Raw genomic sequence first — 24,379 nt, 5'->3', positions numbered from 1 at the left:
TCTAGTTATTAGCTGTTGGTATTTGGCGACTTGTAGAGTTCGTATAATTCCATATCTAAGGGTGCTTCACCTGGAGGTGCATATGTTTTAAATAGTGTCTTTTGCCAGATAAAACCAGCTTTTTGTGCAACCTTTACACTACTTACATTATCTTTATGTACTATAATTTGTAATATTACTAATCCCAATTCATTAAAAGCATACGCAGCAAGTGCTTTAACAGCACTACCCACAATTCCCTTATTTGCATATTGATACCCAATACAATAAGCAAATTCTCCTTGCTTCTTTTGCCAATCAAGCTCTTTTATATACACTAAGCCTGCAATGACATTCGATTCCATTTCTTTTATAGTAAATAGAAATTCTTCTTTACTTTCAAATTCAGACACCTTTTTCTCAACAAACAACTTTGCTAAAGTAGGTGTTAAATTTTGCTCTAATGTTTTTGGAAAATAACGGCTAAACCTATCTTCGTTTGCCAACATGAGGTCACATAAGCTCCATGCATCATGCAAAGAGATTTCTTCAATTCTATACCCATTTATTAGCTGTATCATTCTTCTTTTATAAAAATCAAGTTCGTTGGGTGCAATTCGGCATCTTCTATGTTTTCTATTTTCTGAGCTGTTTTCATTTTCTCTTTAATTGTATCTGACATTTCTTCTACAGATATAAAAGAGGAGGCTATAAATAAATTTCTACCTATTTTATTATTATGTAAATCCATTCGCTCATCTAAAGGGTGATTTGGAGACAATTGCTCGTGCTTATCGGTAATCAATTTAGTCCATGCCAGCACCCTACGCGTATTTTTACTCCATTTTTTACATTCAAAACATATCAGACTATTCCAGAGCGCATGTCTATAAGCATTTGCTCTTCCTTTTTTACCATGGTCTTGAGGAAACTCTTTTTTAGCCCAGGCATAACTCAGAGAAGTAGCTTTTAATGTTGGATATATATAAATAGGATAACGAATGCTTAATACCAAAAGCTGCCACAATTGACGATATCGAAACTGCTTTATAATTCTCCAAATAGTCATGATCTACCCATGCAATTCGTTAATAGTAGTTTTTGTTGCTGAAACTACTGAAAAAGGTAAGACTAAAATAACACCAATGACGGGAATCAACAATAACAGCATAAAAATAATACCATTACCAATTGCTAAGCCTTTATGTTTGCTTACAAATTCGATACTTTCTTTATAATTAAAATGACGTTCTAACGTGTAATCCATATTACCAAATCCCGCGTAATAAGACTGTATTAAAAAGAGTAATACGGTAGAAAAAATTCCGATCACAGGAATAAACCCTAGCAATAATACAGGAATCGTGAACAATACTTCTTTAGCTAAATTCCTTACGTTAATTCTAATACCACGCCAAAGCTGTTGCTGAAAAGTGGTCTCTCTATGATTAATGTGTTTATCACCTAAAATGTGATGTTCTATTTTTTCAGAAACCGGGCTCATAAAAGGAGCACTTAGTGCCATGACAATATGCTTATAAAGCATTAGCCCTATAGCTAGAATAATTAAGCTTATTAAAAATATTTCGATGCTTCGCACCCAACTTGGTGGATTCCAACTCGGAATAAAGTTCGAAATATAATCGGTAATATTATCTGAAAAGTAATAAGCAAAAAAACCAACCACTAATGCAGTAGCTAAACTAATAGCCATAGGTATGGCAAAATAGTTCCAGAGCTTCAATTTAGAAATTAAACTCAACGAATCGGCATAGGCTCTTACACCTTTAAAAATATTCTTGATCATACAAAATTTGACTATCGAACTATCAAAAAGTTACGAATCGGTCTTGTATTCTTTTACAGCTTCTATAAATGCTTTCGCATTTTCTACAGGAATATTGGGTAAGATTCCATGACCTAAATTCACAATATACTTGTCCTTCCCGAATTCATTGATCATTTGATGCACCATCTGTTTAATTACAGTAGGTGGTGATAATAACCGCGAGGGATCAAAATTACCTTGTAAGGTGATATTTCCACCTGATAAGTAACGGGCATTTCTAGCAGAGCACGTCCAATCTACACCTAAGGCAGATGCATTACTTTTTGACATTTCATTTAGAGCAAACCAGCACCCTTTTCCGAAAGCAATCACTGGAGTGTCATCTTTTAATGCTTCGATAATCTGATTGATATATTGCCATGAAAACTCTTGATAATCTGTTGGTGATAACATCCCTCCCCAAGAGTCAAAAATTTGAACAGCATTTACACCCGCTTTTACTTTAGCTTTTAAATACGCAATAGTTGTATCTGTAATTTTTTGTAACAGCTGATGCGCTGCAATCGGATTTGTAAAACAAAAAGCCTTGGCTTTATCAAAGTTCTTAGAGCCTTGTCCTTGCACTACATAACATAAAATTGTCCATGGAGAACCTGCAAAGCCTATTAATGGAATTTCATCATTCAGCTTTTCCTTTGTCGCTTTAATAGCATCCATAACGTAACCTAATTCTTGATACACGTCAGGAATAATCACATTATCAACTCCTTTTTGATCACGAACTGGGTTTGGCAAGTAAGGCCCAAAATTGGGTTTCATCTCTACCTCGATATTCATTGCTTGTGGAATCACTAGAATATCACAAAAAAGAATTGCAGCATCCATACCGTATCTACGGATAGGTTGTACGGTAATTTCTGAAGCTAATTCTGGAGTTCTACAACGTGTAAAGAAATCGTATTTTTCACGAATCTTCATAAATTCTGGCAAATAACGTCCAGCTTGACGCATCATCCAAACGGGTGGTCTATCAACTGTTTCCCCTTTAAGGGCTCTTAAAAATAAATCGTTTTTTATCATATTATAGCTCTTGGCTATTAGCACTTGGCTATTAGCTATTCTTAATTTTATTTATTAATCCATTGATCATTCTACTTTGTTTCTGAATCAGCTAAAAAATGTTTTTAAATTTTTCCGATTCAGTTAAGTCAAGTTCCTGAATGATTATCATTTGTGTTTCCAATTCAAAAAGAGAGCCCTAGCTATTTCTAAAAAATCTCTTGAACTCTATTTCACTATTTCTACTACATCCTTCTACAATATTGGATGTAATTGAAATTGCTGCTCTTGTAATTTGACTTCTTAATCCAAACTTTTCTTCTCTAGGTAATTTTTCAGATAACTCATAAGCTCTTTTTACAAGTTCAATACCTTGTTTCCAAATTTCAAGTTTTCTAAAATCTCTCATTATTAAAAAACATTCTAATTGCTAAAAGCCAATAGCTTATTACTTTTAACTATTCAACAAATACTATTTCTTTATCAGTTTTGGTGATTTTTACAATATGATAGGGTTGTGTTATCGACATGGTTACAAAATCAGTTGGACCAGGAGCAGTCTTTTTAATAAAAACCTTAATTCGTGTGTTCTCTTCTGCAATACTATCCATTTGTACGGTAAATCCTCCAGAATTGTGCACTTTATCAAAGCAAGCAAGCACCATTTCTTTAGAAAAATCAATTGGTAGTCCATCAAAACTATCAGATATTCTATTAATCTTATCTAATTTTGATATCACTACTTTCCAGTCATCATTATTCTCGATGATCATATTCTCTTTAGCAATACCTTCTTCACCTGCGCCATGCAATATCCCTTTTTTAACAGTTTGCATATAGATTTCTTTAGTTGTCATACTGCCTTTTTTCTCAGGGCAACCAGACACAACTGCACCTAATAAAAATAATACAATTATACTCTTCATATTAATTACATTTTAGAAACTGCCTCCATAGCTTTATCAATTGCTTTTGATGTTTGCTCTATGTCTTTATCGCTTAACGCGGATGATAAGAACCATGCTTCAAATTGTGATGGTGGTAAAAAGATCCCATTACGAATCATCTCCCAAAAAAAAGTGGCAAATTTCTTGGTATCACATTGTTGTGCTTCTTCAAAATTTGTGACTTTAGTTTTCGTAAAGAAAGGATTTATCATCGAACCAAATCGATTTACTACAATATCAACATTATGCTTCTTTGCTTTTTCTTTGAGTATGACTTCGAGAATACTTGCAATTTCCTCAAAACGTTTATATGGATTTTGTTTTTTGAGCTCTGTTAAAGTTGCAATTCCACCAGCCATAGCAATCGGGTTGCCACTTAAGGTACCAGCTTGATACATTCCTCCTAAGGGAGCTACTTGCTCCATGATTTCATTTCGAGCACCGTAGGCACCTACCGGAAATCCGCCTCCTATCACTTTACCTAGACACGTAATATCAGCTTCTACACCTAATAACTCTTGAGCGCCACCAAATTTGGAACGAAAACCAGTCATCACCTCATCTGCTATTAATAATGCGTTATTTTTATGTACCAAGTTTTTTAGTTCTTTTAAAAAATCATTTTGGGGAACTACTACACCCATGTTTCCACCAATAGGTTCTATGATAATAGCGGCGATATCCTTATGTTTTTTAAAATGTGCTTTTACGCTCTCTAGATCGTTATAATTAGCAATTAATGTATTTTCTACTGCACTTTCGGGTACCCCTTTACTACCAGGTAAACTTAAGGTTGCCAATCCTGAACCAGCAGCTACTAACAAGGCATCTTGATGCCCATGGTAACAGCCTGAAAATTTAATAATTTTATCTTTTCCTGTAAAAGCGCGCGCTAAACGAATTCCGCTAAGTACGGCTTCGGTTCCTGAATTCACAAAACGAATTTTGTCCATCCCTGGAAAAGCATCACAAACCAATTTTGCTAATTTTATTTCATTCTCTGTAGATGCTCCAAATGAATAGCCATTTTCTAACGCTTTTGCAATCGCTTTTTGTACTTTTTTATGTCGATGCCCTAAAATCATTGGGCCATATGATAATACATAATCTATGTATTCATTGTCATCAACATCTATGATTTTACTGCCTTTCGCTTTTTTTATAAAAAGTGGATTACCACCAACAGACGCAAACGCTCGAACTGGTGAATTCACAGCCCCAACAAGGTTTTCTAAGCCTTTTATATATAGTTTTTTCGAGTTTTTAAAGCTCATAATTGTTAATTATTGAAATTACTCTATTCTTTTTAAGATTGGGTGATCTTGTCTTAATTGTAATAAATCCCAAAGGTTTCCATAAAGATCTTTAAATACAGCTACTATCCCATACTCTGCTTCTTTGGGATCTCTAGAAAATTCAATTCCTTTTGCAATCATATTATTGTAATCTCTCCAAAAGTCGTCAGTGTTCAAAAAAAGAAATACTCTGCCTCCAGATTGATTACCTATAAAATTTTCTTGTTCTTTTTTTGAAGCTCTAGCTAATAAAATAGTTGTACCCTTTGAATTTGGAGGAGCTACAACCACCCATCTTTTATCTTGTTCAGCAATATAAGTGTCTTCAATTAAATCAAAACCTAACTTTTGTGTATAAAATTCAATAGCCTCGTCATAATCTCTAACAACTAATGCGATATGTATTATTGATTGTTTCATCTATTCAGAACCAGATAAAATTCTCGCTGCTTCTTTTGCAAAATAGGTAATGATAATATCTGCTCCTGCACGTTTCATCGACAGCAAGCTCTCTAGCATTACTTTTTCTCCATCAATCCATCCTTTTTCAGCAGCTGCTTTTACCATGGCGTATTCACCACTTACATTATAACAAGCTATAGGGCGATCAAAATTATTTTTAAGATCACGAATGATATCTAAATACGATAGTGCTGGTTTCACCATTAAAATATCTACACCTTCTTCATCATCAAAAGTAGCTTCTCGTAATGCTTCATCTCTATTCGAAGGATCCATTTGATATGTTCTTCTATCTCCAAAACTAGGTGCTGAATCTGCAGCGTCTCTAAAGGGACCATAAAAAGCAGAAGCATACTTTACGGAATAGCCCATAATGGGTAAATTAACGAACCCTGAATTGTCTAAACTCTCACGAATCATAGCTATGGTGCCATCCATCATTCCAGATGGTGCTACCATATCAACACCTGCTTTTGCATGAGAGATCACTTGCTTTGCAATATTAACCAATGTCGCATCATTGGCTACATCATTATCATGAATAACTCCACAATGACCATGTGACGTATATTCACAAAAACATACATCGGTAATTACATATAAATCAGGATAGTTCTTCTTAATAAATCGAATGGCTTGTTGGATGATACCGTTATCATTCCAAGTTTCTGTACCTTCTTCATCCTTTTTTGTTGGAATACCAAATAATAAAACCGCAGGAATATTTAATGCAACTACCTCATCTAGTTCTTTAGAAATAGTATCTAGAGAAAAGCGCTTGATGCCAGGCATCGATTCGATCTCTGTTTCGATGTTCTTACCTTCTTCAATAAAAAGTGGATAAATAAAATCATCAACAGACAGTTTGGTTTCACGAACTAATCTGCGAATATGCTCTGTTTTACGAATTCTTCTGGTTCTGTTCATAAATTTATAGATAGTCATTGCGAGTAACATAGTGACATGGTAATCTATTTAAACAGATTTCCTTCACTCCATTCGGAATGACATTATTGTTTTGCGTAATGCAAATTAGCTAATTCTATGACACTCTCTACTGTAGGCACTTTAGCAATTTGTACTTCTTTAAAATGCTTTCTCGCTTCAGATGCCGTAGTTTCACCAATACAGAAAGCTATTTTATCGGCAGCATTGTACTGCATATAGCTCTGTACTGTTGATGGACTGTAAAAAAGCACTCCACTTACATCTGTCTCTAATATAGTTCCGTCAAAAATAGCTTGATAAGCCTCAACTTCATTGACGGTAATTCCATTTTTTTCTAAAATCACTGGTAGTTCCTCACGGCGTAAATCTCCACTGAAAAAGGTGACATTGTCACCGTTCTGCAATTCATCTTTTAAAAATTCTGCTAGCTTGGCAGCATTTTTTTCTGAATATTTTACTTTACCTATTTGTTGCTCTATCATTTTTTTAGTTCGACGACCTACACAGTAAATATTTTTGAATTGTAATTCAACTGCAGAAAAGCTATTGAGTAAAGATGCGACTGCATTTTTGCTCGTAATAATTACATTCTCTATTTCATTTTTTACAACCTTTGGCGCTATTCTATTAAATCGAATCTTAATAAAATCACTACTCTTTACTTCTATAGTATTGTTAAATAGTTCTTCTTGAGGTTTTGATAATTTCTTGGTTGAAAACACTTTACTATCTTTCACCAAGGCCTCAGCATCTTCTACCATAAGGCGTTTACCACCTCGACTCATAATATCACCAGCACAGTATCTCGCAATACTCTTCCAGTCTCTAAATTTTGTTTTTTTTGAGGTCTCTATTTTTTGGGTTCCGTCTTTTTTTAATAAAACTCCTTTAAAATGGATTTCATTTGGTCCGTCCTCAATTTCTTTTATATATGCCAGAGCTCCTATCGGCGCTGTACATCCTCCCTCTAATAGTCTCAGGAATTCACGCTCTATAGTTGTACAAATTTCAGTGTCTTCATCATTTAACTTGCTACAGGCTTCTCTTACATATTCATTTTCTTCTAGCGCGGCAATCATAATGGCACCCTGAGCAGGCGAAGGAACCATCCAACCCAAATGAATAGCATTTTCTAGTTTTTGACCAATGCGTTCTAATCCAGCGGCAGCGAAAATAGCACCATTCCAATCATTAGCTGCTAACTTTTCTATGCGTGTATTTATATTTCCACGAAGATCAACTACCTTATGTGTTGGATATCGATTTAACCATTGTGCTTTTCTTCGCAAACTTCCGGTAGCAATGAGCCCTTCTTTCTGCCCTAAAAATTCTTCGTTCTTATTATAGACTAATAGGTCATTATTATTACCTCTCTTCAAAACCGCAGTTTGTACAATACCTTTTGGTAAGGCCGTAGGAACATCTTTTAAAGAATGTACAGCAATATCTATATCATCATTTAATAAAGCTATATCTAGATTCTTAGTGAAAATTCCTGTAATTCCTAACTCATAAAGCGGTTTGTCTAGCACAAGATCTCCTGTAGATTTTATAGGAACAATTTCTGTAGTATATCCGAGGTATTCTAATTGATGCTGAACCGTTTTTGCTTGCCATAAAGCTAACTCACTATCGCGAGTTCCTATTCTAATAGTAGGCTTCATTACTTAGTTTTTTCTAATTGAAAAACCTTCGAAATCAATTCAATACTTTCATTAGCAGCATTGTCTTCTTTCAAATGATTTGCAAAATGTTTTGTTATTTTTTGAATAATTCTATCTGATAAAACCTTGGCGTGATCTTCGTTAAAATCATTTTGCTTTTTCTTTTGATAGTCAATCTCTTCTGTTTGGATTTCTTTTAATTTAGATTTTAATGCTTTGATAGTAGGCGCAAATTTTCTGGTTTCTAACCATGCATTAAAGTCTTGTTGTACTTCATCGATAATAGCCTGTGCTTTTGGTATATGCTGCTTACGCTTTTCTAACGTCTCATCTGTGATCTGCGATAGGTGATCTAAATGCACAACGGTTACGTTTGGCATCAGGTTTACTTCTTCTGAGACATTCTTAGGGATTGATAAATCTAAAATCAACAACTCTTTGTTACTAGAAATTAACGCTGGTATAATCGTTGGGTTTTGTGCCCCAGTAGCTACTATTAAAATATCAGTTCTATCTATTTCATTAGATAATTCATCATAATCTTTAACCAATAAATTAAATTTACCAGCTAATTGCTCTGCTTTATCTTTAGTTCTATTAATAAGTGTTATAAGATCGTTTTCTGTGTGCTTTATTAAATTTTCACAAGTATTTCTTCCGATCTTACCAGTACCAAAAAGTAAAATGTTTTTTGAAGAAATCTCTTGTACTTTGTTAAGAATATACTGCACCGAAGCAAAAGAGACCGACGTAGCGCCTGTAGAAATTTCGGTTTCGTTTTTTATACGCTTACTTGCCTGAATTACGGCATTTACTAAGCGTTCTAAAAATGTATTAATTAAACTGTGCTTCTGAGATAATTTAAAACTTTGTCTTAATTGACTTATAATTTCAAAGTCACCAAGAATTTGACTTTCTAAACCTGTACCTACTCGAAACATATGATCAATGGCTTCTCTGTTTTTATGAACATACGCAACTTGTTGAAACTCTTCTACTGTACCGATTGTATTTTGACATAACAATTGTATCAATTGAAAAGGGTGTTCTGCAAAACCATAAATCTCTGTACGATTGCAAGTAGAGATTGCTATAATTTCGTCTATACCAGCACTTTTGGCTTGTTCTAGTAATAGACTTTTAGTAGCACCATCTATGGAGAATTTACCTCTAACTTCGGCATTCGCTTTTTTATAACTTAAGCCAATACAATAAAAAGTAGTATGTTTAGAGATATGATAACGCTTCATCAAATTGTCAAAATTCTAAAACAAAAGTATTATTCGTGATAGTAAAAAAATAACGCTAGAAGAACTTTTAATGTCGCTATATGAATTTTAAAAGCTATTCATTGTAAAAACGTACTAAAAACCCTATTTTTGTAGTAAAATCAGCAATTCTAAGATTTGCTATATAGATTGATTCTAAATAAGAATGATTTTAAATTTTATTTTATAAATGATAAAAAGTATCGCAAAAAGTACCTTTGAAGAAACGAACTTTGAAAATGGTTTTTACCTGTTAGAGTTTCAAAATAATACAGACGAATTGCAATGCCATCAACGCGATATAGATAATTCATTTATACAGTTACATTTTTGCATTAAAGGGCTTTCTAAATTTTTGTTCAACAATAGCAACTATGCTTTTGATGTCTTAGATAAATACTCTATACTACTCTACAATCCGCAGCAGAAATTACCTATTAACGTTGAGATACAACCAAAAACCACGTTAGTATCTTTATTGATTTCAATTAAAAAATTTCATTCTCTATTTTCTAAAGAAGCGGGTATTATTCATTTTTTAAGAGATGAAAATGCCAATAGAAAATATTACGACAACAGCGCTATAAAACCTTCTGTATTAGTCGTACTTCAACAAATTATAAATTCTAATAGTAATAGTTCTATTAGAGATTTATACATCAAAGGAAAAATTTATGAACTGTTAAGTTTGTATTTTCAGAAAGATGAAGCAGATCTTGGCGAATATTGTCCATTCTTGGTTGATGAACAAAATGTTCTCAAAATAAGAAAAGCTAAAGATATTATCATCTTAAGAATGTCTGAACCGCCATCACTACAAGAATTAGCACATGAAGTAGGACTCACATTAAAAAAACTAAAAGAAGGCTTTAAGCAAATTTATGGTGATACTGTTTACAGTTTTTTATTTGATTATAAAATGGAACATGCAAGGCGTTTATTAGAAACAAATCAATATAATGTGAATGAAGTTGGTTTAAAAGTAGGCTATAGTACTGCCAGTCATTTTATTGCTGCTTTTAAGAAAAAATATGGTACTACCCCTAAAAAATATATTAGTTCGTTACAGACATGAAGCAACTTAACCATTATGAAATAAATAATGTACAAAAAACTTTTCCTATTACGATTGTATGTGATGCTATTAGAACACCCGAAAATATAGGTATGTGTTTTCGTGTTGCGGAAAGTTTTGGTGTTGAAAAGATTTTTATCCATCAATCTTCACCATCCATCGATAATAGAATTGTACAAAGAACAGCTAGAAATACAATTAATACTATTTCGCATAAGACATATAAAAACTTTGAAAGCCTAATCAAGCAATTAAAAACTGAAGATAATGCCATTATTGGTATCGAAATTACTGATACAAGTACAGCAATACAAAATTATGATTTCTCTCAGCATCAAAAAATTGTCTTGTTACTTGGTAGTGAACGATATGGTATTAAACACACTTCCTTAATTGACCACACGATTTCAATACCCATGTACGGAAAGAATTCTTCTATGAATGTGATTCACAGTTTAGCGATTACACTCTACGAAGTAACAAACCAATTTAATAGCGCCCATACCCAGGTCTAGAAAGCCTTTTTCTATCTTTATATTTTATTTTTTCGAGTATATCTTCTATTATTTCTTCTTCTGTACTTATATTATCAAGTAATCTTCCATTACTTTCAGATTCATAAACAGGTTTTAATACTAGTTTTCCTTTTTTTACCTTAAAAGCAATAGCATACATGGAAGAATTATTGGCAGCATACTGATTATTCTTTTTTACTTTAAAAAAATAAACATCTACCATATCATCTTTGACCTTTATAGATTCTTTTTTCAAAAAAATTACCTCATCAGATTCGTTAGAATATATCTTATTGCTGAGTATTTTAGACTGAGCATAATTCTGTTTGCTAAGCTCATCATCTAAAAGATCGTGTTCAAGTTTTAGTATTTCTAACTTATCAACTAAAGCACTAAAATTTTCATTTTTCTTTATAAGCTTATCGGTTAATTTTTGATTGATTGGTAATTTATTTTTCTTTAAAAGCGCATAGTACATGCTTAAAGCATCTTTATCGTTACTTTCTAATAATCTCAGAAAGAAAATACGGTACTCTTTTTCGTCTTTAAAAGGAAATAAAAGCTTTACTTGATCTTCTAATAACGAACGTTTACCAGCTCCATAATTATTATATCTTGTATATCGTTTACTATTCGTAGTATAGAGGCTTCTTTTTAATTCTAATTTAGCATCATTTAAAATTTGATCTTTATAGCGCTTATAGTCTTTTGGCTTTATCAAGCCTTTCGTTGATAGTTTAGAAAGTAATTTATAAATCGGCATTTTATATTCATTGATTGTCGAATACTTTAACAACTCAGGAAATAATTTTCTCTTAAGTTTTAGTGAATCTTTCTTAAATCTACCTGAAGAGAATAATGAACTCATGTTATAATCATTACCTACAGGAAAATCGATTGCCAACAGCTCTAAAATAAGTTCATATGATGCCTTTGTTTTCTTTTTAATTAAAGAATTAATAATCGTAAATTGTATCTGTGGTTCACTATATGATTTTGTATATAGATTTTTTATAAAGGGCACAATTGCTTCATTATCTATCGTAATAAGCTCTCTTACCAGTTGACTTTTTATAACCTGTTTATCTTTAGGAAATTTAAAATCGCTAAGGATTGCTTTTAACTGTTCTACATGTGATTTAGAAAATTTTAATAAATAACTAGAACCTAATGTAATGCTATCATTCTTCTTTAAATACTCTAAAAATTCAGGCACTTTATCAACAAATAAAGTACGCCCAAGCAGCGTGTCTTTTGGTATAAAACTTTCGTAAAAGGCGTTAACGAACTTTGAGTTCTCACCCAAACTATCTTGCAATGTTTTTAATTCAAAGAGTGTTCCCTTTTTAAGAATGTTCTTAACTTTTATTTGTTTTTTACTCAAACTATCTCTAAGTATATAAGAATAAGTGTACATATTGTCATGCATCGACTTTTTCTCATTAGTTATTGTATAATCTTTTATTAGGGGTTTTTTAATGTCCTGCCAAAGACTATCAATGTTAGCGAACATTCGTAAATCGTGATATTTTGTTCGCGTAACATGAATTACCTCATTAGTCTTAGAAGTATAACGTGTATTTTTTATAAACTGTTTATACGGTTTACGCTTTCTATCAGCGTAGCCCATATACGTATTAGGGAAAGGTTGCTTCGTAATCGTGTTCACCGAAAAATGTAGTGAGGTATCAATTACTTTTTCGGCCTTTTTAGTATAGCGGATTGGTCGAAATTTAAACGAATTAAAAAATTTATTCGCGTTATTTTGATCTTCACCTACATAGCCTAGTAGGTAATACGATCCATCTTTTACAATACTCTTTAACCTCACTTCTTTGTTACTAATAGAGTCTAATTTAGTACCTGACAAATACGACACATAACTCCCTTTTTCAAATTTTCCGTTCGAGGGTTTTAAATCATAGGTATTTAAAAATGCTTTGTGAATATATTTTGCTTCAAAAGCATCTTCTTCGATATAATTTACATCATCAATAGGTACTTCTTCAAAGAAATAGAATCCTTTATCATTATATGATTGTACTATTCTTTTTCCTGCTTTGCCAAAATTTTCAGCAATATAATTAGTCGGAATTGAAAATTCATATTTCTTAAAAATTGGTGTAAACGTATGCCATTCGTTCTTTGGTTCTCTAAAAGAAATAGAATCAAAAACTACATCACCATATTTTAAAACATAATCTTTTTTACCCCCTAATTTTACAATAACAATTTCTAAAGGTGTTTTGTAAATCGCATATCGTTGATAGTCTCCTTTTTTTGTTTTGTTTACTACGCTAATTCCTTTAAAAGGAGTATCAAAATATGTTTTCTCTAAAATTTCTCCAGGAATATCTTCGAACAATAGATCGTCAATATCTTCTAATTTTGTTTTGTTTTTTTTGTTTAAATACTCAAATGTATTGATTCGAGTGATCGCTAAGTAAGCACCATTTGTCATGTCAGTAGCTACATAATACTTCTGATTTAGAAAATTAAGCTCTCGTAATTTTTCGAAACTTTTTATACTCAAAAATCTATCATCGGTAGCGTGTTCTTCTAGAACTGGCTTTACAAATATTGATTCGAGTTCTTTCTTAGATTTTTTACCAAATGTGGTCTGATTAGATTTTAAAGGCGTAACTGTATATCCTTTTCTTCTAAGCATTTCAATCATACCATACTCTCCAGGTAAATGAGCCGCACCAACTCCCGCAAAAATAGACTTACTATGCATTAGTGTATCTAATACATCAACCATATTTTCATTTCTTTCGTAGAGCATGTATTTTCTAAAATGCTCAGTGTTTGTAGCACTACCGATAGAGTCTAGAAGATCTAAATTTCTATTTCGATAAGCCTCTTCGGTAAAATCGAACCGCGATTCTTCTTTATATCGTTTTAACAACCATCCATCTACTTTTCGCTTTGCTATATTATAACTTGCCTTAGTGGTTAAATACCTTGACTCTTTAAAATCTTCGAGTCCTATCACTGGTTTATTTTGCTTTTTACCAGCTTGAAAAATAAACATATCGAGATAGGTTTCTTCTTCAAAATTATCACCTGCGAAACTTTTGCGATATAAATATCCATTAATAATATAATTATCAAATCGAATGGCTGATCGTGTTATTATATCGTTAGGAAAGTTTAGTCCAAAACGTTGTGCATAGAAATCTGTATTACCATAGTTGTATGCGTAATTAGGTATTGCATTCATCATCTCATAACTATGTTCCATCCATGTCGTAGGATCAGATTCTAATGCTACTGCATCACATGTTTGTAGCGATTTATAGAAAACATCATCTAATCGAAAAGCAACTTTACTGCTTACATGCATGGTACCATAGAGATATGAATCTTTGGCAAGATCATTACCCGATATTTTCCATAAAAGGTTTTGATATTTTTGCTGTGCTGAAAGATGAACAACAGCAAACAATAAGCTAATGGCTAGAAATCGCTTCATAAGATTCATATAGGTGAGGATAAATATATCTAATCTGTTGTGCATTCGTAAAAAAGATTATTCAAGTGATTTATAAATAATACATTTAACTGAATATCAAACCATTAAATACGATAAATAATCGTATCGAAAATTACGAAATTATCTTGAATAACCTAAAATTAACTTGTGCAGATTTGGATAATTTTAAATAAATTTTTTCAAACTTTTAGAGAAAAGTAATACTTTTTTAAATAGATAAGGCTGAAAAAAAAATAATCAAGTAACTCTTAAAGAAATTAGGTTAAACTATGAAAGTTAAGAATAAGTTTATATACACCGTAGCTTAAAAAATGAAATTAATACTTTGTTCTTTAAAAATTGTTTTTTTTATTTAAGTTAAGTATATGTTTTAGATGAAGTTGCTACTAACCTATTAATTTCTTTAAGTTCATAATCTGTAAAATAACGCCATTTTCCAATTGGTACATCTAAAGAAATGTTCATTATTCGAATTCTTTTTAATTTTGTTACGTTATAACCCAGATACTCACTCATTCTTCTAATTTGTCGATTTAGCCCTTGTGTGAGAATGATTTTAAACTTGTATTTAGCAGTTTGTTCTACGTAACATTTTCTAGTAATAGTATCTAAAATAGGAACACCATTACTCATTTTAGTGATAAACTCTTTAGTAATAGGCTTATCAACAGTAACGATGTATTCTTTTTCATGATTATTACGAGCACGAAGTATCTTATTTACAATATTACCATCATTGGTTAGAAAAATAAGACCTTCACTAGGTTTATCTAAACGTCCAATCGGAAATATACGACTAGGATACCCTATATAATCTATAATATTATCTTTTTCAACACTGGTATCAGTTGTACATACAATTCCTCTTGGTTTATTAAACGCTAAGTAAACATGATTTGTCTTTGGCTTTGAAATCAATTTGCCATCGACTCGTACCTCATCATTCACAGTTATTTTGGTGCCCAATTCGGGTATGTTACCATTAATGGTAACTCTGCCTTGATCTATCAATTTATCGGCTGCACGTCGCGAGCAATAGCCTACCTCAGTTAAATATTTGTTGATTCGTATTAAAGGCTGTTCTTCCATATCAATTACCTACGCGTAAAGTATCTAATTTCAAACGTGTTTTTAACCATTCCTTTAATTTAGGTTCTTGCTCTCTTCGTACCTTTCGCGGTATAGAATCATACCAATTGAATTCAAAAACTCGAACCGTATCTAACGATTTAAAATTTGTCTTTATCTGATCTGAATATGAAATTTCAGATAAGGCAGAAAATAAAACTCTAGCTTCCTCACCTACTTGATATAACGGAACGCTATTTTCACTAATACGAGAAAGTTGCTGCTCTAATTTTCTAATTTTCTCATCTTTCTCTTTTATAGATTCATCACGAGAGGTAATAATTTTTTGATTCTGTGAATACAGATCTTGTAAATCTTGCACTTGTTGTCTTATTTCAGAATCATCACCTTGTTGAACATCAAGTTTTACTTCTTTTAATCCCATTTCTTGCATCTTAGCTTTCCAACTATCAATTTCTGATTGTGGTCTCTCACTACCCAAAATAGGCAACTTAATTCTTCTATTTAAGTAATCGATATTCTCATCATCTTCTCCTAAAATTGCTACTCCTCCGTTTCTTATGTCTTCTATAAAGCTGCTAGCTGTTTGTTTAAATTGATTCTCTTTAAATAAATTATAGAATGAATAAATACTACCCGCCAATATTACAAAAGCTACAAAAGAAGCAAAACGAGCAATAGTTTTACGCCTTGCTGAATTGATATACTTTACCATTGGGAAGCGTAAATACTTTACAATCACAAAAGTCGCTAATGCTATAAATATTGTATTGATCGTAAATAAAAACATAGCACCTCCAAAAAAAGCAAAATTACCTGTTGCTAATCCATAACCTGCAGTACATAAAGGTGGCATCAAAGCTGTAGCGATAGCTACACCTGCTATGGTATTAATTTGTGTTGAGGGCCTACTTACAGCCACTATTAATGCCAATCCACCAGCAAGTGCAATAAATACATCACGTACATCAGGTCTGGTTCGCGCAAGAATTTCGGGAGTAGCTTCTTGAAATAACGGAATACTAAAAAATAAAAAAGAAGTGAGCAAACTTAAACCAATCATAACTCCTAAATTGGTCATAGATCTCTTGAGTGTATCAATATCGTTAATACCTATGGCTAATCCTGCCCCTAAAATAGGCCCCATTAGCGGTGAAATAAGCATGGCACCAATTACAACTGCGGCAGAATTTGCATTAAGTCCGATAGAAGCTATGATGATCGAGAATACTAAAATCCAAGCAGTATGCCCTTTCATAGAGATACCATCTTTTATTTGCTGAACTGTACCTTCTTTATTTGTGTCGTGTCGTATTTCTAAAAGATCTTTAAGAAAATGCTTAACGCTTCCCAAAAATCCAGAAAATTCTTTTTTAACATTTGCTTTTTCTACATCAAACTCAACTTCAACTTTTTTATCTTCTTCTTGCATTATTTATGGGTTTGGACTCGTAATTATACAAAATTATCACCAAATTTTTCTTTGGCTTTTGCAACAATCTGTTTGATCTCTTGTTCTTCTTTCTTAGGACAAATTAAAATTACATCTTCTTTTTCAACTACAATAAAATTATCTAATCCTTGAATTACTATTTTTTTTCCATCTGTGGTCTTTACCATATTACCAGAAGCATTCTCGAAAATGGCATCACTATTTACGGTGGCATTAAGCTGTTCATCTTTTGTAAGCTTTTCATATAAAGAGCTCCATGTACCTAAATCATTCCATCCAAAATCTACAGGTAATACATAAATATTATTTGCATTTTGCATGATACCATAATCAATCGATATATTTTCTGATTTTTCATAATTAGAATTAACAAAATCATCTTCAAACTCGGTATTATAAACATTTTCTCCTTCACAGAATAGTGAATACATTTCTGGAAGATAATTTTTAAATGCGTTTAAAATACTTTTTACACTCCAAATAAAAATACCCGCATTCCATAGGTGTTCACCTCCTTCAAAAAACTGTGTGGCAGTTTCTATATCTGGTTTTTCTGTAAATCGTTTAACTTTTTTTATTTCTTTAGATGAGTTCTCAAAATTAATATAGCCGTAGCCCGTATTTGCATACGAAGGCTTAATACCTAAGGTCATTAAAATATCTTCTGCAGCACAGGCTTTAAAAGCAGTTTCAATATTTTTAATAAATTCTACTTCGTTTTCAATCCAATGATCTGAGGGAGCAACTACCATAAATGCATCAGGATTTTCTTGATAAATCTTTAATGCTGAATACAAAATACAAGGTGCTGTATTTCGCATAGCAGGTTCAAGCACTAACTGTTTTTGGTTTATATTTAATTGATCTAAAATTAATTCTTTGTAACGCTTGTTACTTGAAATTAAAATTTGATCTTCAGGAATCAATCTAGTCAAACGATGAAATGTTTTTTGTAATAATGAATCTCCTGTGCCTAACATATCGTGAAATTGCTTAGGAAAATTCTTGGTACTTACAGGCCAAAAGCGTGAACCGACTCCACCTGCCATAATTACTGCATAATAATTCTTATTCATGTAGCTTAATTTTTTAATTTAAAAGTTGCACTTCGGCATTTTGATGAAATAGGTATATCCTTCCACTAGTTTCTTCTATACAACCATAACGGGTTCTACGCTTAGCGCCTCTCACAAATACCTTGTTCTTATATATAAACTTACTCTCTATAGGTAACTCAAAGATAAAATTCTTTCCGTTTCGCTCATCATATTGTTTTAAAGCTAACGATAATTTCACATCACTATCTGTGCTAGCTTTAGGGTTTTTAAAATAGTTTGCTAATAATGATAATAAATCATTAGGATATATTTCTGGTTTTAAATAGGGTAACATTAAATGTTGAAACGTTTGTTTCCATTCTTTACCGTGAGGCTTAATACGTTTATAGTTTTGGTAGGTTACTAAATGAGCAATCTCATGTAGTAAGGTTAATAAAAAACGATATTGGTTTAAGTCGTTATTAATAGTGATTTGTTGTTTACCATTTGGCAATTTTCTAAAATCACCATGCTTGGTACTACGGTTTTTAACTATTTTTATGGTACATGGATACTTTTTAATAAGATCGACAACCATATCTATTGAATTCTTAGGTACGTATTTCTGTAAAATCACTCTCATAAATTAAGGCGTGCTAGAGGATACTTGTAATACTTTTCCATTATAAAATTGGTGCCCTCTTAAAGTAAAATCAGCAATATAATTTGCCATTTCAATTGCGGTATTAGGTGCCTTAAAACCTGGAAAAGCTTCTTCTAACATTTCTGTTTGCACGGCTCCTAATGCTAAGGCGTTAAATGCTATCTCTCGATCTTTATATTCTTCGGCCAATAGTTCTGTTAAGGTAATTACAGCTCCTTTTGAAGAACTGTAGGCCGCCAAACCAGGAAACTTCATACTTCCTTGTATTCCGCCCATGCTACTTATGGTGACTACATGACTTCCTTTTTTAAGAAAAGGCAATACTTTACGAGTGAGTTCGGCAACTCCAAAAACATTTACCTTATATACATCCATAAAGTCATCTGTGGTAAGTTCAGCGAAAGGTTTATTAATTAGCTTTCCTGCATTATGAATAACTGCATCTACTTTATCCCAATTGTCGGCAATAAAGTTAGTAACTTGCTCTACATCTTTACTATTACATACATCTACACTTAGATTTTTTGAAGGCATATCTTGTAATGGAGTAATATTCCGCGAAAGCGCTAATACATTATGTCCGCTCGTTAGAAGTTGCGCTACCAATGCATAACCTATACCTCTACTAGCCCCCGTAACAACTATATTTTTACTTTTCATTTTTATTTATCGCTATTGGATTGAAAGCTACCATTTTTTTTTGATACTTTTATACAAGCTAACTCAAAAAAACTACACATGAAAAATGTACTTTCATTACTATTATTATGCTCAATAGTACTTTCGCATAGCCAAGATACCTATTTACATTGTGGAAAGTTATTAGACACAAGAAATGGAAAAGTAATAACCGAAATGACTATAATAGTTTCGGGAAAAAAAATAAAAAGTCTAAACAAAGGCTATAAAAAACCAAATTCTGCTGATGATACTGTGATCGATCTTAAAGATAAAACCGTACTTCCTGGCTTAATAGACATGCATGTGCATATAGAAGGAGAAACAAGTCCCACACGTTATCTAGATGTATTCACAAACAACGAAGCCGATGTTGCTTTTAATGCTGCCGAAATTGCAAATAGAACACTTATGGCTGGTTTTACTACCGTACGTGATTTAGGAGGAAGTGGTGTAAATGTTGCTTTGCGCAATGCGATAAAAAAAGGTAAAGTTTCTGGTCCCAGAATTTTTACTGCCGAAAAAGCAATCGGAACAACTGGTGGTCATGCCGACCCCACAAATGGAAGAAAAAAAGAACTCATGGGAGATCCCGGTCCTAAAGAGGGTGTCATTAATAACCCTGAAGATGCAAGAAAAGCAGTACGCCAACGCTATAAAAACGGCGCTGATCTGATCAAGATTACCGCTACTGGCGGGGTGTTAAGCGTTTCTAAGAACGGTCAAAATCCTCAATTTACGCAAGAAGAAGTGAATGAAATTGTAAAGACTGCAAAAGAATATGGCATGGTAGTCGCTGCACATGCACATGGCGAAGAAGGTATGAAGCGAGCAATAAAAGCAGGTGTGCAAACTATAGAACACGGTTCTTTTATGGATAAAGAAGCAGCAGCACTAATGAAACAAAATAACACCTATTTGGTTCCAACACTTTCTGCAGGAAAGTATGTCGAAGAAAAAGCTAAAATACCGAACTACTATCCTGCTATTATTATTCCTAAAATTAAGAGTACGGTAGCTACTTTAAAAGATACCTTTGAGATGGTTTACAAAGAGGGAGTACCTATAGCCTTTGGCACTGATGCAGGCGTATTTCCTCATGGTGAAAATGCCAAAGAGTTTGGTTATATGGTAGAAGTAGGTTGGTCTCCTATGTTTTCTATACAATCGGCTACGATAACCAATGCGAAGCTATTAGACATGGAGGGCAAGTTAGGTGAATTAAAAAAAGGGTATTTGGCAGACATTATCGCTGTAGATGAAGACCCCACAAAAAATATAAAAACGCTCGAAAATGTTGTTTTTGTAATGAAAGATGGTAAAATATATAAAAGGTGATGATGAAGAAATTATGTTTTCTGTTTTTAATTTTAATTTACTCATCTTGCAGTAATGAGAAAATGTATGAAATAGGACAAATTAATACCACTAAAGGGGAAATACTTATTTGGTTATATGACGAAACTCCAAATCATAAAAAAAGTTTTATTGAGTTAGCTACCAACAAATATTGGGATGATTATACCTTTAATAGAGTAATCCCGAATTTTGTTGCTCAAGGCGGGTGCCCTGATACACCTGAAGGTTTTAATGATCCTGAATATTTATTAGACCCTGAATTTGATGATAGTTTGCGACATGATTATGGTGCTGTAGGTGCTGGTAGAGATGACAACCCTAACATGCTTTCAGCCAGATGTCAATTCTATATTGTACAAAATAAGGACGGTTTACACCGATTAAATAATAAATATACGGTCTTTGGTAAAGTTATTAAAGGCATGTCTGTTGTAGATGAGATTGTAAATGTGCAACGTGACTCTTTAGATCAACCGTTAGTTGCTATTCCTTTAGATGTAAATATTATTTCTATGAAAGCTTCAGAAGTAGAAAAACTATATCCAAATTTTAAATAATTACGGTTAATTTTCTTCTTCAAACGTAATATGTTGATAGGCTCCAATATCTGGAGATACGGTTCGATCTACCCCTAAAATATCTAGCGGAATACGCTGCGCATTTAGTAGTGAAGCACTGCCATTCGCGTCAGAATTTTGACCAATAATCAGATCATTTAAACTACTATTTCTGAAATCAGTAGTTCCGTTAAGGATACTATTTTGATATAAGCTAGTATTTGTAAAATCGAATAATGGGTTATTTAATAACTGAGCATTATTGGTATCAAACTTTAGCATACTATGTGACACATTAAAATTGAAATCAGCACCATCCACCCTATCTAATAGAAACTCTACACTCTGATTACCATCAATAATACAATTTGTAAAATTTGCTTTGCTCAAATTAATCGGATTTATTATCTCCAAATCATTTTCAATACGGGTTATAAAGTTATTTACTAAAACTGCAGGTAAATTTCTCGCTATACCATTTATCCAAAAATTAGCAAAAGTCGCATGTGTGAATTCATAATCTCCACCAGCTGTACATGCTAATACCGATTGCCCAGCATTCGCCATGACTAGATTCTCACCTATAATATTACCATGCCTTGCCAACACACCATAATTAGAAAAATTATATACCTGCGTGTTTTTTAACGTCATTAGCGGGTTATCGTCTTCTATAACTCCATCAATTAAAAGGCCAATAATACCATTTTTGATAATTGCATAGTTGATTTCGTTATTTACACTACCAGATCGTAGCCAAATAGCTCCCCATTGACCTGGTACTTCAGAGAAACTTGGTTCTAATCGATCTCCTTCAAATACTACTTCTTCATTTAATACTCCTAAAACTTTTAAAGTACCACCTTCTTGCACTAGTAATCCTGAATTGGCATGAAAATGAACTTTTGCTCCCGCCTCTATGGTTAATGTTTTTCCTTCGGGCACTCCGATAAAGTCATATACAACATGAGGCTTTTCATTGGTCCAAACCAACTCATCATCTTTTAATAATCGTCCCGTTATTTCAAGTTGATTTCCTTCTTCATCAACAGCCAGAGTAATGGTTTCTTTGATTTTGTCAGCATCACGCTCAGGAAAATAAAAAGTTGCGTCTTGTACTAGCGTAACGAGATCTACATCTTGAAGGTTATTGTTTTTATCAAACACAATTGAATCGGTATATAAAGGATCTACAACTACATCAAAATCTATAGTAGCTTCAACAAAAATATAGATACTATCTTTGGCTAAAATATCAATATTTTCAAAAGATTTACCTGGCTGTCCGTCAACATTTAAGCGATAAAAAGAAGCTTCACCTCTACCTAATTCTATTGTAGGGATTGTTATAGCATCGTTACTTCTGTTGTAAACTTTAAAACTTCGTGTACTGGAGCTCAACCGTGTAAAAACAGTATCCAAAAAAATGGTGTCTTTAGAAAATTGCAACTTTCCAGTAGAAGCGATGGTATCAAAATCTTTACGGCAAGAACTTACAGCAATAAGTAATATTATGACAATTAAAGAAGATACTAATCTCATATAATAATTACAGTTAAAATCTACTTATTTTTTCTTGAGTTTGATTTCAAAAAGTTTGTTCCAACGCTTACCCGTAACAAACAGTCGATCATTGGGTGCATCATAAGCGATTCCATTCAATACATTCTCGTCACCTTTTTGTCCTGCCTTTTCTTGAAGCCCTTTAAGATTAGCAATACCTTCAACAAAACCGTTCTCTGGGTTAATAATCGCTACCAAATCATTTTGCCAACTATTTGCATAAATTTTTCCCTTTATATATTCAAGTTCATTAAGTTTATCTAATTTACGGTTATGCATATAGGCTTCTACAAATGTTTCTTCTTTTTGTGTAACAGGATTTAAGAACCAAATACGTTCACTACCATCAGATTTTATAAATTTATTCGAAGTATGTGTTAAGCCCCAACCTTGCTGGCTAGCTCCGTAGTAAAACTCATTCGCAAGTTTAAAATCTTCTTTATCAAAAACTAATCCTTTTTTACTTTGCCATGTTAAGACATAAATTTTGTCACCAAAAATGGTCATCCCTTCACCAAAATACTTCTTATCTAACTCTTTCTTTAAAATTACTTCTCCAGTTTCTAAGTTCACTTTTCTCAAACTAGATTCACCATACTGCCCAGTACTTTCATATATGAAGCCATCATGAAATTCTAATCCTTGCGTAAAAGCTTTAGGATCGTGAGGATATTCATTTATTATTTCATACGTATATAATTCTGGTGCTTTGTCTGCTAAAAAATATACTGTATTTGTAAGCTGTTTTTGCTTATCCTCAAAGAAAACGGTAGCAGAAATCGCATGCTTTCCTAATTTAAAACTTGATATATCTATATTTGTATTTGAATCTAATCGAATTCCGTCTATGTAATAACGAACAGAGTCTAGTGGTTTGCCATTTTTCTCTTTAATAGAAACTGTTAATTTTTTATCTATTTGAAGCTCTTTTGGAGATGATAACTCAAACTTATATTGATTACCACAAGCAGTTAAAAAAACGGCTAAAAGACTCGCAATACCTAGCGATTTAATTGTCATTACCTTAAATTTGTTTTAAAAAGTATTTTTATTGTTTGATTTTTCAAAAATAGTATTAAATTTGCACTCTCAAAAATAGCATAGCTATATTTAACAAAATAAAAAGAAGTAACGATGAGAAAAGGAATTCATCCAGAAAATTATAGAATGGTAGCCTTTAAAGATATGTCTAATGATGATGTATTCTTAACTAAATCTACTGCTGATTCTAAGGAAACGATTGAAGTAGAAGGTGTTGAATATCCATTAATTAAATTGGAAATTTCTAGAACATCACACCCATATTATACTGGTAAGGTGAAGTTAGTAGATACTGCAGGTCGTATTGATAAATTCAAAAATAAATACGCTAAATTTAAAAAGCCTGCTGCAAATGTAGCTGCTCAAGAAGAAGAGTAGTATATATTATACATAAACAATCTTTATTCCCTTTTAAGATTGAATAAAAAACCTCGAAATATT

The 24,379-nt window shown here is 32.6% G+C and carries 24 protein-coding genes; 5 read left to right on the top strand and 19 right to left on the bottom strand.

What is annotated here, in order from left to right:
* Positions 1-8: 8 nt before the first annotated feature.
* The 11 genes from AC1EUY_RS00890 to hemA form a co-directional block, all read right to left on the bottom strand.
* Positions 9-560, bottom strand: a complete 552-nt coding sequence (locus AC1EUY_RS00890) for a GNAT family N-acetyltransferase (protein WP_480193608.1) — start codon at positions 558-560, stop codon at positions 9-11.
* On the bottom strand, positions 557-1,048 hold the full coding sequence (locus tag AC1EUY_RS00885) for a DUF6973 domain-containing protein (protein ID WP_480193607.1): 492 nt from the start codon (positions 1,046-1,048) through the stop codon (positions 557-559). Before AC1EUY_RS00885 ends, AC1EUY_RS00890 begins: the two co-directional genes overlap by 4 nt.
* 3 nt (positions 1,049-1,051) lie before the next feature.
* Positions 1,052-1,786 carry an EI24 domain-containing protein gene (locus AC1EUY_RS00880; RefSeq protein ID WP_480193606.1) on the bottom strand — a complete coding sequence of 245 codons (735 nt, stop codon included), beginning with the start codon at positions 1,784-1,786 and terminating at the stop codon, positions 1,052-1,054.
* A gap of 30 nt (positions 1,787-1,816) precedes the next feature.
* Entirely contained in the window at positions 1,817-2,848 is a 1,032-nt protein-coding gene (gene hemE, locus AC1EUY_RS00875) for a uroporphyrinogen decarboxylase (protein WP_480193605.1), read from the bottom strand.
* Between the two features lie 178 nt (positions 2,849-3,026).
* Complete coding sequence (locus tag AC1EUY_RS00870; protein WP_480193604.1) at positions 3,027-3,236, bottom strand: four helix bundle protein; 210 nt, start codon at positions 3,234-3,236, stop codon at positions 3,027-3,029.
* A gap of 49 nt (positions 3,237-3,285) precedes the next feature.
* The gene (locus tag AC1EUY_RS00865; protein ID WP_480193603.1) at positions 3,286-3,753 is read right to left on the bottom strand and encodes a protease complex subunit PrcB family protein; all 468 of its coding nucleotides are present in this window, start codon (positions 3,751-3,753) and stop codon (positions 3,286-3,288) included.
* A gap of 5 nt (positions 3,754-3,758) precedes the next feature.
* Positions 3,759-5,048: a glutamate-1-semialdehyde 2,1-aminomutase gene (gene hemL / locus AC1EUY_RS00860; RefSeq protein WP_480193602.1), complete on the bottom strand. Its 1,290-nt coding sequence runs from the start codon at positions 5,046-5,048 to the stop codon at positions 3,759-3,761.
* Positions 5,049-5,066: 18 nt separating this feature from the next.
* Positions 5,067-5,489: a VOC family protein gene (locus AC1EUY_RS00855; protein WP_480193601.1), complete on the bottom strand. Its 423-nt coding sequence runs from the start codon at positions 5,487-5,489 to the stop codon at positions 5,067-5,069.
* Positions 5,490-6,458, bottom strand: a complete 969-nt coding sequence (hemB, locus tag AC1EUY_RS00850; protein WP_480193600.1) for a porphobilinogen synthase — start codon at positions 6,456-6,458, stop codon at positions 5,490-5,492. It abuts the gene before it with no gap.
* An 83-nt stretch (positions 6,459-6,541) separates the two neighbouring features.
* Positions 6,542-8,143: a hydroxymethylbilane synthase gene (gene hemC, locus AC1EUY_RS00845; RefSeq protein ID WP_480193599.1), complete on the bottom strand. Its 1,602-nt coding sequence runs from the start codon at positions 8,141-8,143 to the stop codon at positions 6,542-6,544.
* Complete coding sequence (hemA, locus tag AC1EUY_RS00840; RefSeq protein ID WP_480193598.1) at positions 8,143-9,393, bottom strand: glutamyl-tRNA reductase; 1,251 nt, start codon at positions 9,391-9,393, stop codon at positions 8,143-8,145. The genes hemC and hemA overlap by 1 nt, the downstream gene beginning before the upstream one ends.
* Before the next feature lie 208 nt (positions 9,394-9,601).
* Between hemA and AC1EUY_RS00835 the strand changes: the two genes are divergently transcribed.
* Entirely contained in the window at positions 9,602-10,486 is an 885-nt protein-coding gene (locus AC1EUY_RS00835; protein ID WP_480193597.1) for a helix-turn-helix transcriptional regulator, read from the top strand.
* Positions 10,483-11,001, top strand: a complete 519-nt coding sequence (locus tag AC1EUY_RS00830; protein ID WP_480193596.1) for a TrmH family RNA methyltransferase — start codon at positions 10,483-10,485, stop codon at positions 10,999-11,001. Before AC1EUY_RS00835 ends, AC1EUY_RS00830 begins: the two co-directional genes overlap by 4 nt.
* Here AC1EUY_RS00830 and AC1EUY_RS00825 read toward each other — a convergent pair.
* The 6 genes from AC1EUY_RS00825 to AC1EUY_RS00800 form a co-directional block, all read right to left on the bottom strand.
* A complete protein-coding gene (locus AC1EUY_RS00825) occupies positions 10,976-14,476 on the bottom strand; it encodes a TraB/GumN family protein (protein ID WP_480193595.1) in 3,501 nt (1,166 codons plus the stop codon). The two genes, AC1EUY_RS00830 and AC1EUY_RS00825, sit on opposite strands and share 26 nt — an antisense overlap.
* Positions 14,477-14,854: 378 nt before the next feature.
* Positions 14,855-15,586 carry a 23S rRNA pseudouridine(2604) synthase RluF gene (rluF, locus tag AC1EUY_RS00820; protein WP_480193594.1) on the bottom strand — a complete coding sequence of 244 codons (732 nt, stop codon included), beginning with the start codon at positions 15,584-15,586 and terminating at the stop codon, positions 14,855-14,857.
* 1 nt (position 15,587) lies between these two features.
* Positions 15,588-17,018, bottom strand: a complete 1,431-nt coding sequence (locus tag AC1EUY_RS00815) for a DUF389 domain-containing protein (RefSeq protein WP_480193593.1) — start codon at positions 17,016-17,018, stop codon at positions 15,588-15,590.
* 23 nt (positions 17,019-17,041) lie between these two features.
* Positions 17,042-18,115: a mannose-1-phosphate guanylyltransferase gene (locus AC1EUY_RS00810; protein WP_480193592.1), complete on the bottom strand. Its 1,074-nt coding sequence runs from the start codon at positions 18,113-18,115 to the stop codon at positions 17,042-17,044.
* A 13-nt stretch (positions 18,116-18,128) separates the two neighbouring features.
* A complete protein-coding gene (locus tag AC1EUY_RS00805; protein WP_480193591.1) occupies positions 18,129-18,719 on the bottom strand; it encodes a SprT-like domain-containing protein in 591 nt (196 codons plus the stop codon).
* Positions 18,720-18,722: 3 nt separating this feature from the next.
* A complete protein-coding gene (locus AC1EUY_RS00800; protein WP_480193590.1) occupies positions 18,723-19,400 on the bottom strand; it encodes an SDR family NAD(P)-dependent oxidoreductase in 678 nt (225 codons plus the stop codon).
* 78 nt (positions 19,401-19,478) lie between these two features.
* Between AC1EUY_RS00800 and AC1EUY_RS00795 the strand changes: the two genes are divergently transcribed.
* Positions 19,479-20,756 carry a metal-dependent hydrolase family protein gene (locus AC1EUY_RS00795; RefSeq protein WP_480193589.1) on the top strand — a complete coding sequence of 426 codons (1,278 nt, stop codon included), beginning with the start codon at positions 19,479-19,481 and terminating at the stop codon, positions 20,754-20,756.
* A gap of 2 nt (positions 20,757-20,758) precedes the next feature.
* The gene (locus AC1EUY_RS00790) at positions 20,759-21,334 is read left to right on the top strand and encodes a peptidylprolyl isomerase (protein WP_480193588.1); all 576 of its coding nucleotides are present in this window, start codon (positions 20,759-20,761) and stop codon (positions 21,332-21,334) included.
* A 6-nt stretch (positions 21,335-21,340) separates the two neighbouring features.
* On the opposite strand, the gene AC1EUY_RS00785 is transcribed toward AC1EUY_RS00790, so the two are convergent.
* Both AC1EUY_RS00785 and AC1EUY_RS00780 read right to left on the bottom strand, forming a co-directional pair.
* Positions 21,341-22,876: a hypothetical protein gene (locus AC1EUY_RS00785; RefSeq protein WP_480193587.1), complete on the bottom strand. Its 1,536-nt coding sequence runs from the start codon at positions 22,874-22,876 to the stop codon at positions 21,341-21,343.
* Between the two features lie 24 nt (positions 22,877-22,900).
* Positions 22,901-23,917 carry a glutaminyl-peptide cyclotransferase gene (locus AC1EUY_RS00780; RefSeq protein ID WP_480193586.1) on the bottom strand — a complete coding sequence of 339 codons (1,017 nt, stop codon included), beginning with the start codon at positions 23,915-23,917 and terminating at the stop codon, positions 22,901-22,903.
* A gap of 114 nt (positions 23,918-24,031) precedes the next feature.
* Here AC1EUY_RS00780 and AC1EUY_RS00775 point away from each other — a divergent pair, with 114 nt between their 5' ends.
* On the top strand, positions 24,032-24,316 hold the full coding sequence (locus tag AC1EUY_RS00775) for a type B 50S ribosomal protein L31 (RefSeq protein WP_480193585.1): 285 nt from the start codon (positions 24,032-24,034) through the stop codon (positions 24,314-24,316).
* The last annotated feature ends 63 nt before the right edge of the window (positions 24,317-24,379 follow it).

The sequence above is a fragment of the Maritimimonas sp. 2210JD6-3 genome, assembly GCF_056591795.1.
Note: the sequence above shows the minus strand (reverse complement) of the source record. Positions and strands in the feature narration are given on the sequence as shown.

Excerpts from the sequence above, each read along its gene's own strand:
- AC1EUY_RS00890 (WP_480193608.1), bottom strand. The coding sequence starts at position 560 with ATGATACAGCTAATAAATGGGTATAGAATTGAAGAAATCTCTTTGCAT.
- AC1EUY_RS00885 (WP_480193607.1), bottom strand. The coding sequence starts at position 1,048 with ATGACTATTTGGAGAATTATAAAGCAGTTTCGATATCGTCAATTGTGG.
- AC1EUY_RS00880 (WP_480193606.1), bottom strand. The coding sequence starts at position 1,786 with ATGATCAAGAATATTTTTAAAGGTGTAAGAGCCTATGCCGATTCGTTG.
- hemE (WP_480193605.1), bottom strand. The coding sequence starts at position 2,848 with ATGATAAAAAACGATTTATTTTTAAGAGCCCTTAAAGGGGAAACAGTT.
- AC1EUY_RS00870 (WP_480193604.1), bottom strand. The coding sequence starts at position 3,236 with ATGAGAGATTTTAGAAAACTTGAAATTTGGAAACAAGGTATTGAACTT.
- AC1EUY_RS00865 (WP_480193603.1), bottom strand. The coding sequence starts at position 3,753 with ATGAAGAGTATAATTGTATTATTTTTATTAGGTGCAGTTGTGTCTGGT.
- hemL (WP_480193602.1), bottom strand. The coding sequence starts at position 5,048 with ATGAGCTTTAAAAACTCGAAAAAACTATATATAAAAGGCTTAGAAAAC.
- AC1EUY_RS00855 (WP_480193601.1), bottom strand. The coding sequence starts at position 5,489 with ATGAAACAATCAATAATACATATCGCATTAGTTGTTAGAGATTATGAC.
- hemB (WP_480193600.1), bottom strand. The coding sequence starts at position 6,458 with ATGAACAGAACCAGAAGAATTCGTAAAACAGAGCATATTCGCAGATTA.
- hemC (WP_480193599.1), bottom strand. The coding sequence starts at position 8,143 with ATGAAGCCTACTATTAGAATAGGAACTCGCGATAGTGAGTTAGCTTTA.
- hemA (WP_480193598.1), bottom strand. The coding sequence starts at position 9,393 with ATGAAGCGTTATCATATCTCTAAACATACTACTTTTTATTGTATTGGC.
- AC1EUY_RS00835 (WP_480193597.1), top strand. The coding sequence starts at position 9,602 with ATGATAAAAAGTATCGCAAAAAGTACCTTTGAAGAAACGAACTTTGAA.
- AC1EUY_RS00830 (WP_480193596.1), top strand. The coding sequence starts at position 10,483 with ATGAAGCAACTTAACCATTATGAAATAAATAATGTACAAAAAACTTTT.
- AC1EUY_RS00825 (WP_480193595.1), bottom strand. The coding sequence starts at position 14,476 with ATGAAGCGATTTCTAGCCATTAGCTTATTGTTTGCTGTTGTTCATCTT.
- rluF (WP_480193594.1), bottom strand. The coding sequence starts at position 15,586 with ATGGAAGAACAGCCTTTAATACGAATCAACAAATATTTAACTGAGGTA.
- AC1EUY_RS00815 (WP_480193593.1), bottom strand. The coding sequence starts at position 17,018 with ATGCAAGAAGAAGATAAAAAAGTTGAAGTTGAGTTTGATGTAGAAAAA.
- AC1EUY_RS00810 (WP_480193592.1), bottom strand. The coding sequence starts at position 18,115 with ATGAATAAGAATTATTATGCAGTAATTATGGCAGGTGGAGTCGGTTCA.
- AC1EUY_RS00805 (WP_480193591.1), bottom strand. The coding sequence starts at position 18,719 with ATGAGAGTGATTTTACAGAAATACGTACCTAAGAATTCAATAGATATG.
- AC1EUY_RS00800 (WP_480193590.1), bottom strand. The coding sequence starts at position 19,400 with ATGAAAAGTAAAAATATAGTTGTTACGGGGGCTAGTAGAGGTATAGGT.
- AC1EUY_RS00795 (WP_480193589.1), top strand. The coding sequence starts at position 19,479 with ATGAAAAATGTACTTTCATTACTATTATTATGCTCAATAGTACTTTCG.
- AC1EUY_RS00790 (WP_480193588.1), top strand. The coding sequence starts at position 20,759 with ATGAAGAAATTATGTTTTCTGTTTTTAATTTTAATTTACTCATCTTGC.
- AC1EUY_RS00785 (WP_480193587.1), bottom strand. The coding sequence starts at position 22,876 with ATGAGATTAGTATCTTCTTTAATTGTCATAATATTACTTATTGCTGTA.
- AC1EUY_RS00780 (WP_480193586.1), bottom strand. The coding sequence starts at position 23,917 with ATGACAATTAAATCGCTAGGTATTGCGAGTCTTTTAGCCGTTTTTTTA.
- AC1EUY_RS00775 (WP_480193585.1), top strand. The coding sequence starts at position 24,032 with ATGAGAAAAGGAATTCATCCAGAAAATTATAGAATGGTAGCCTTTAAA.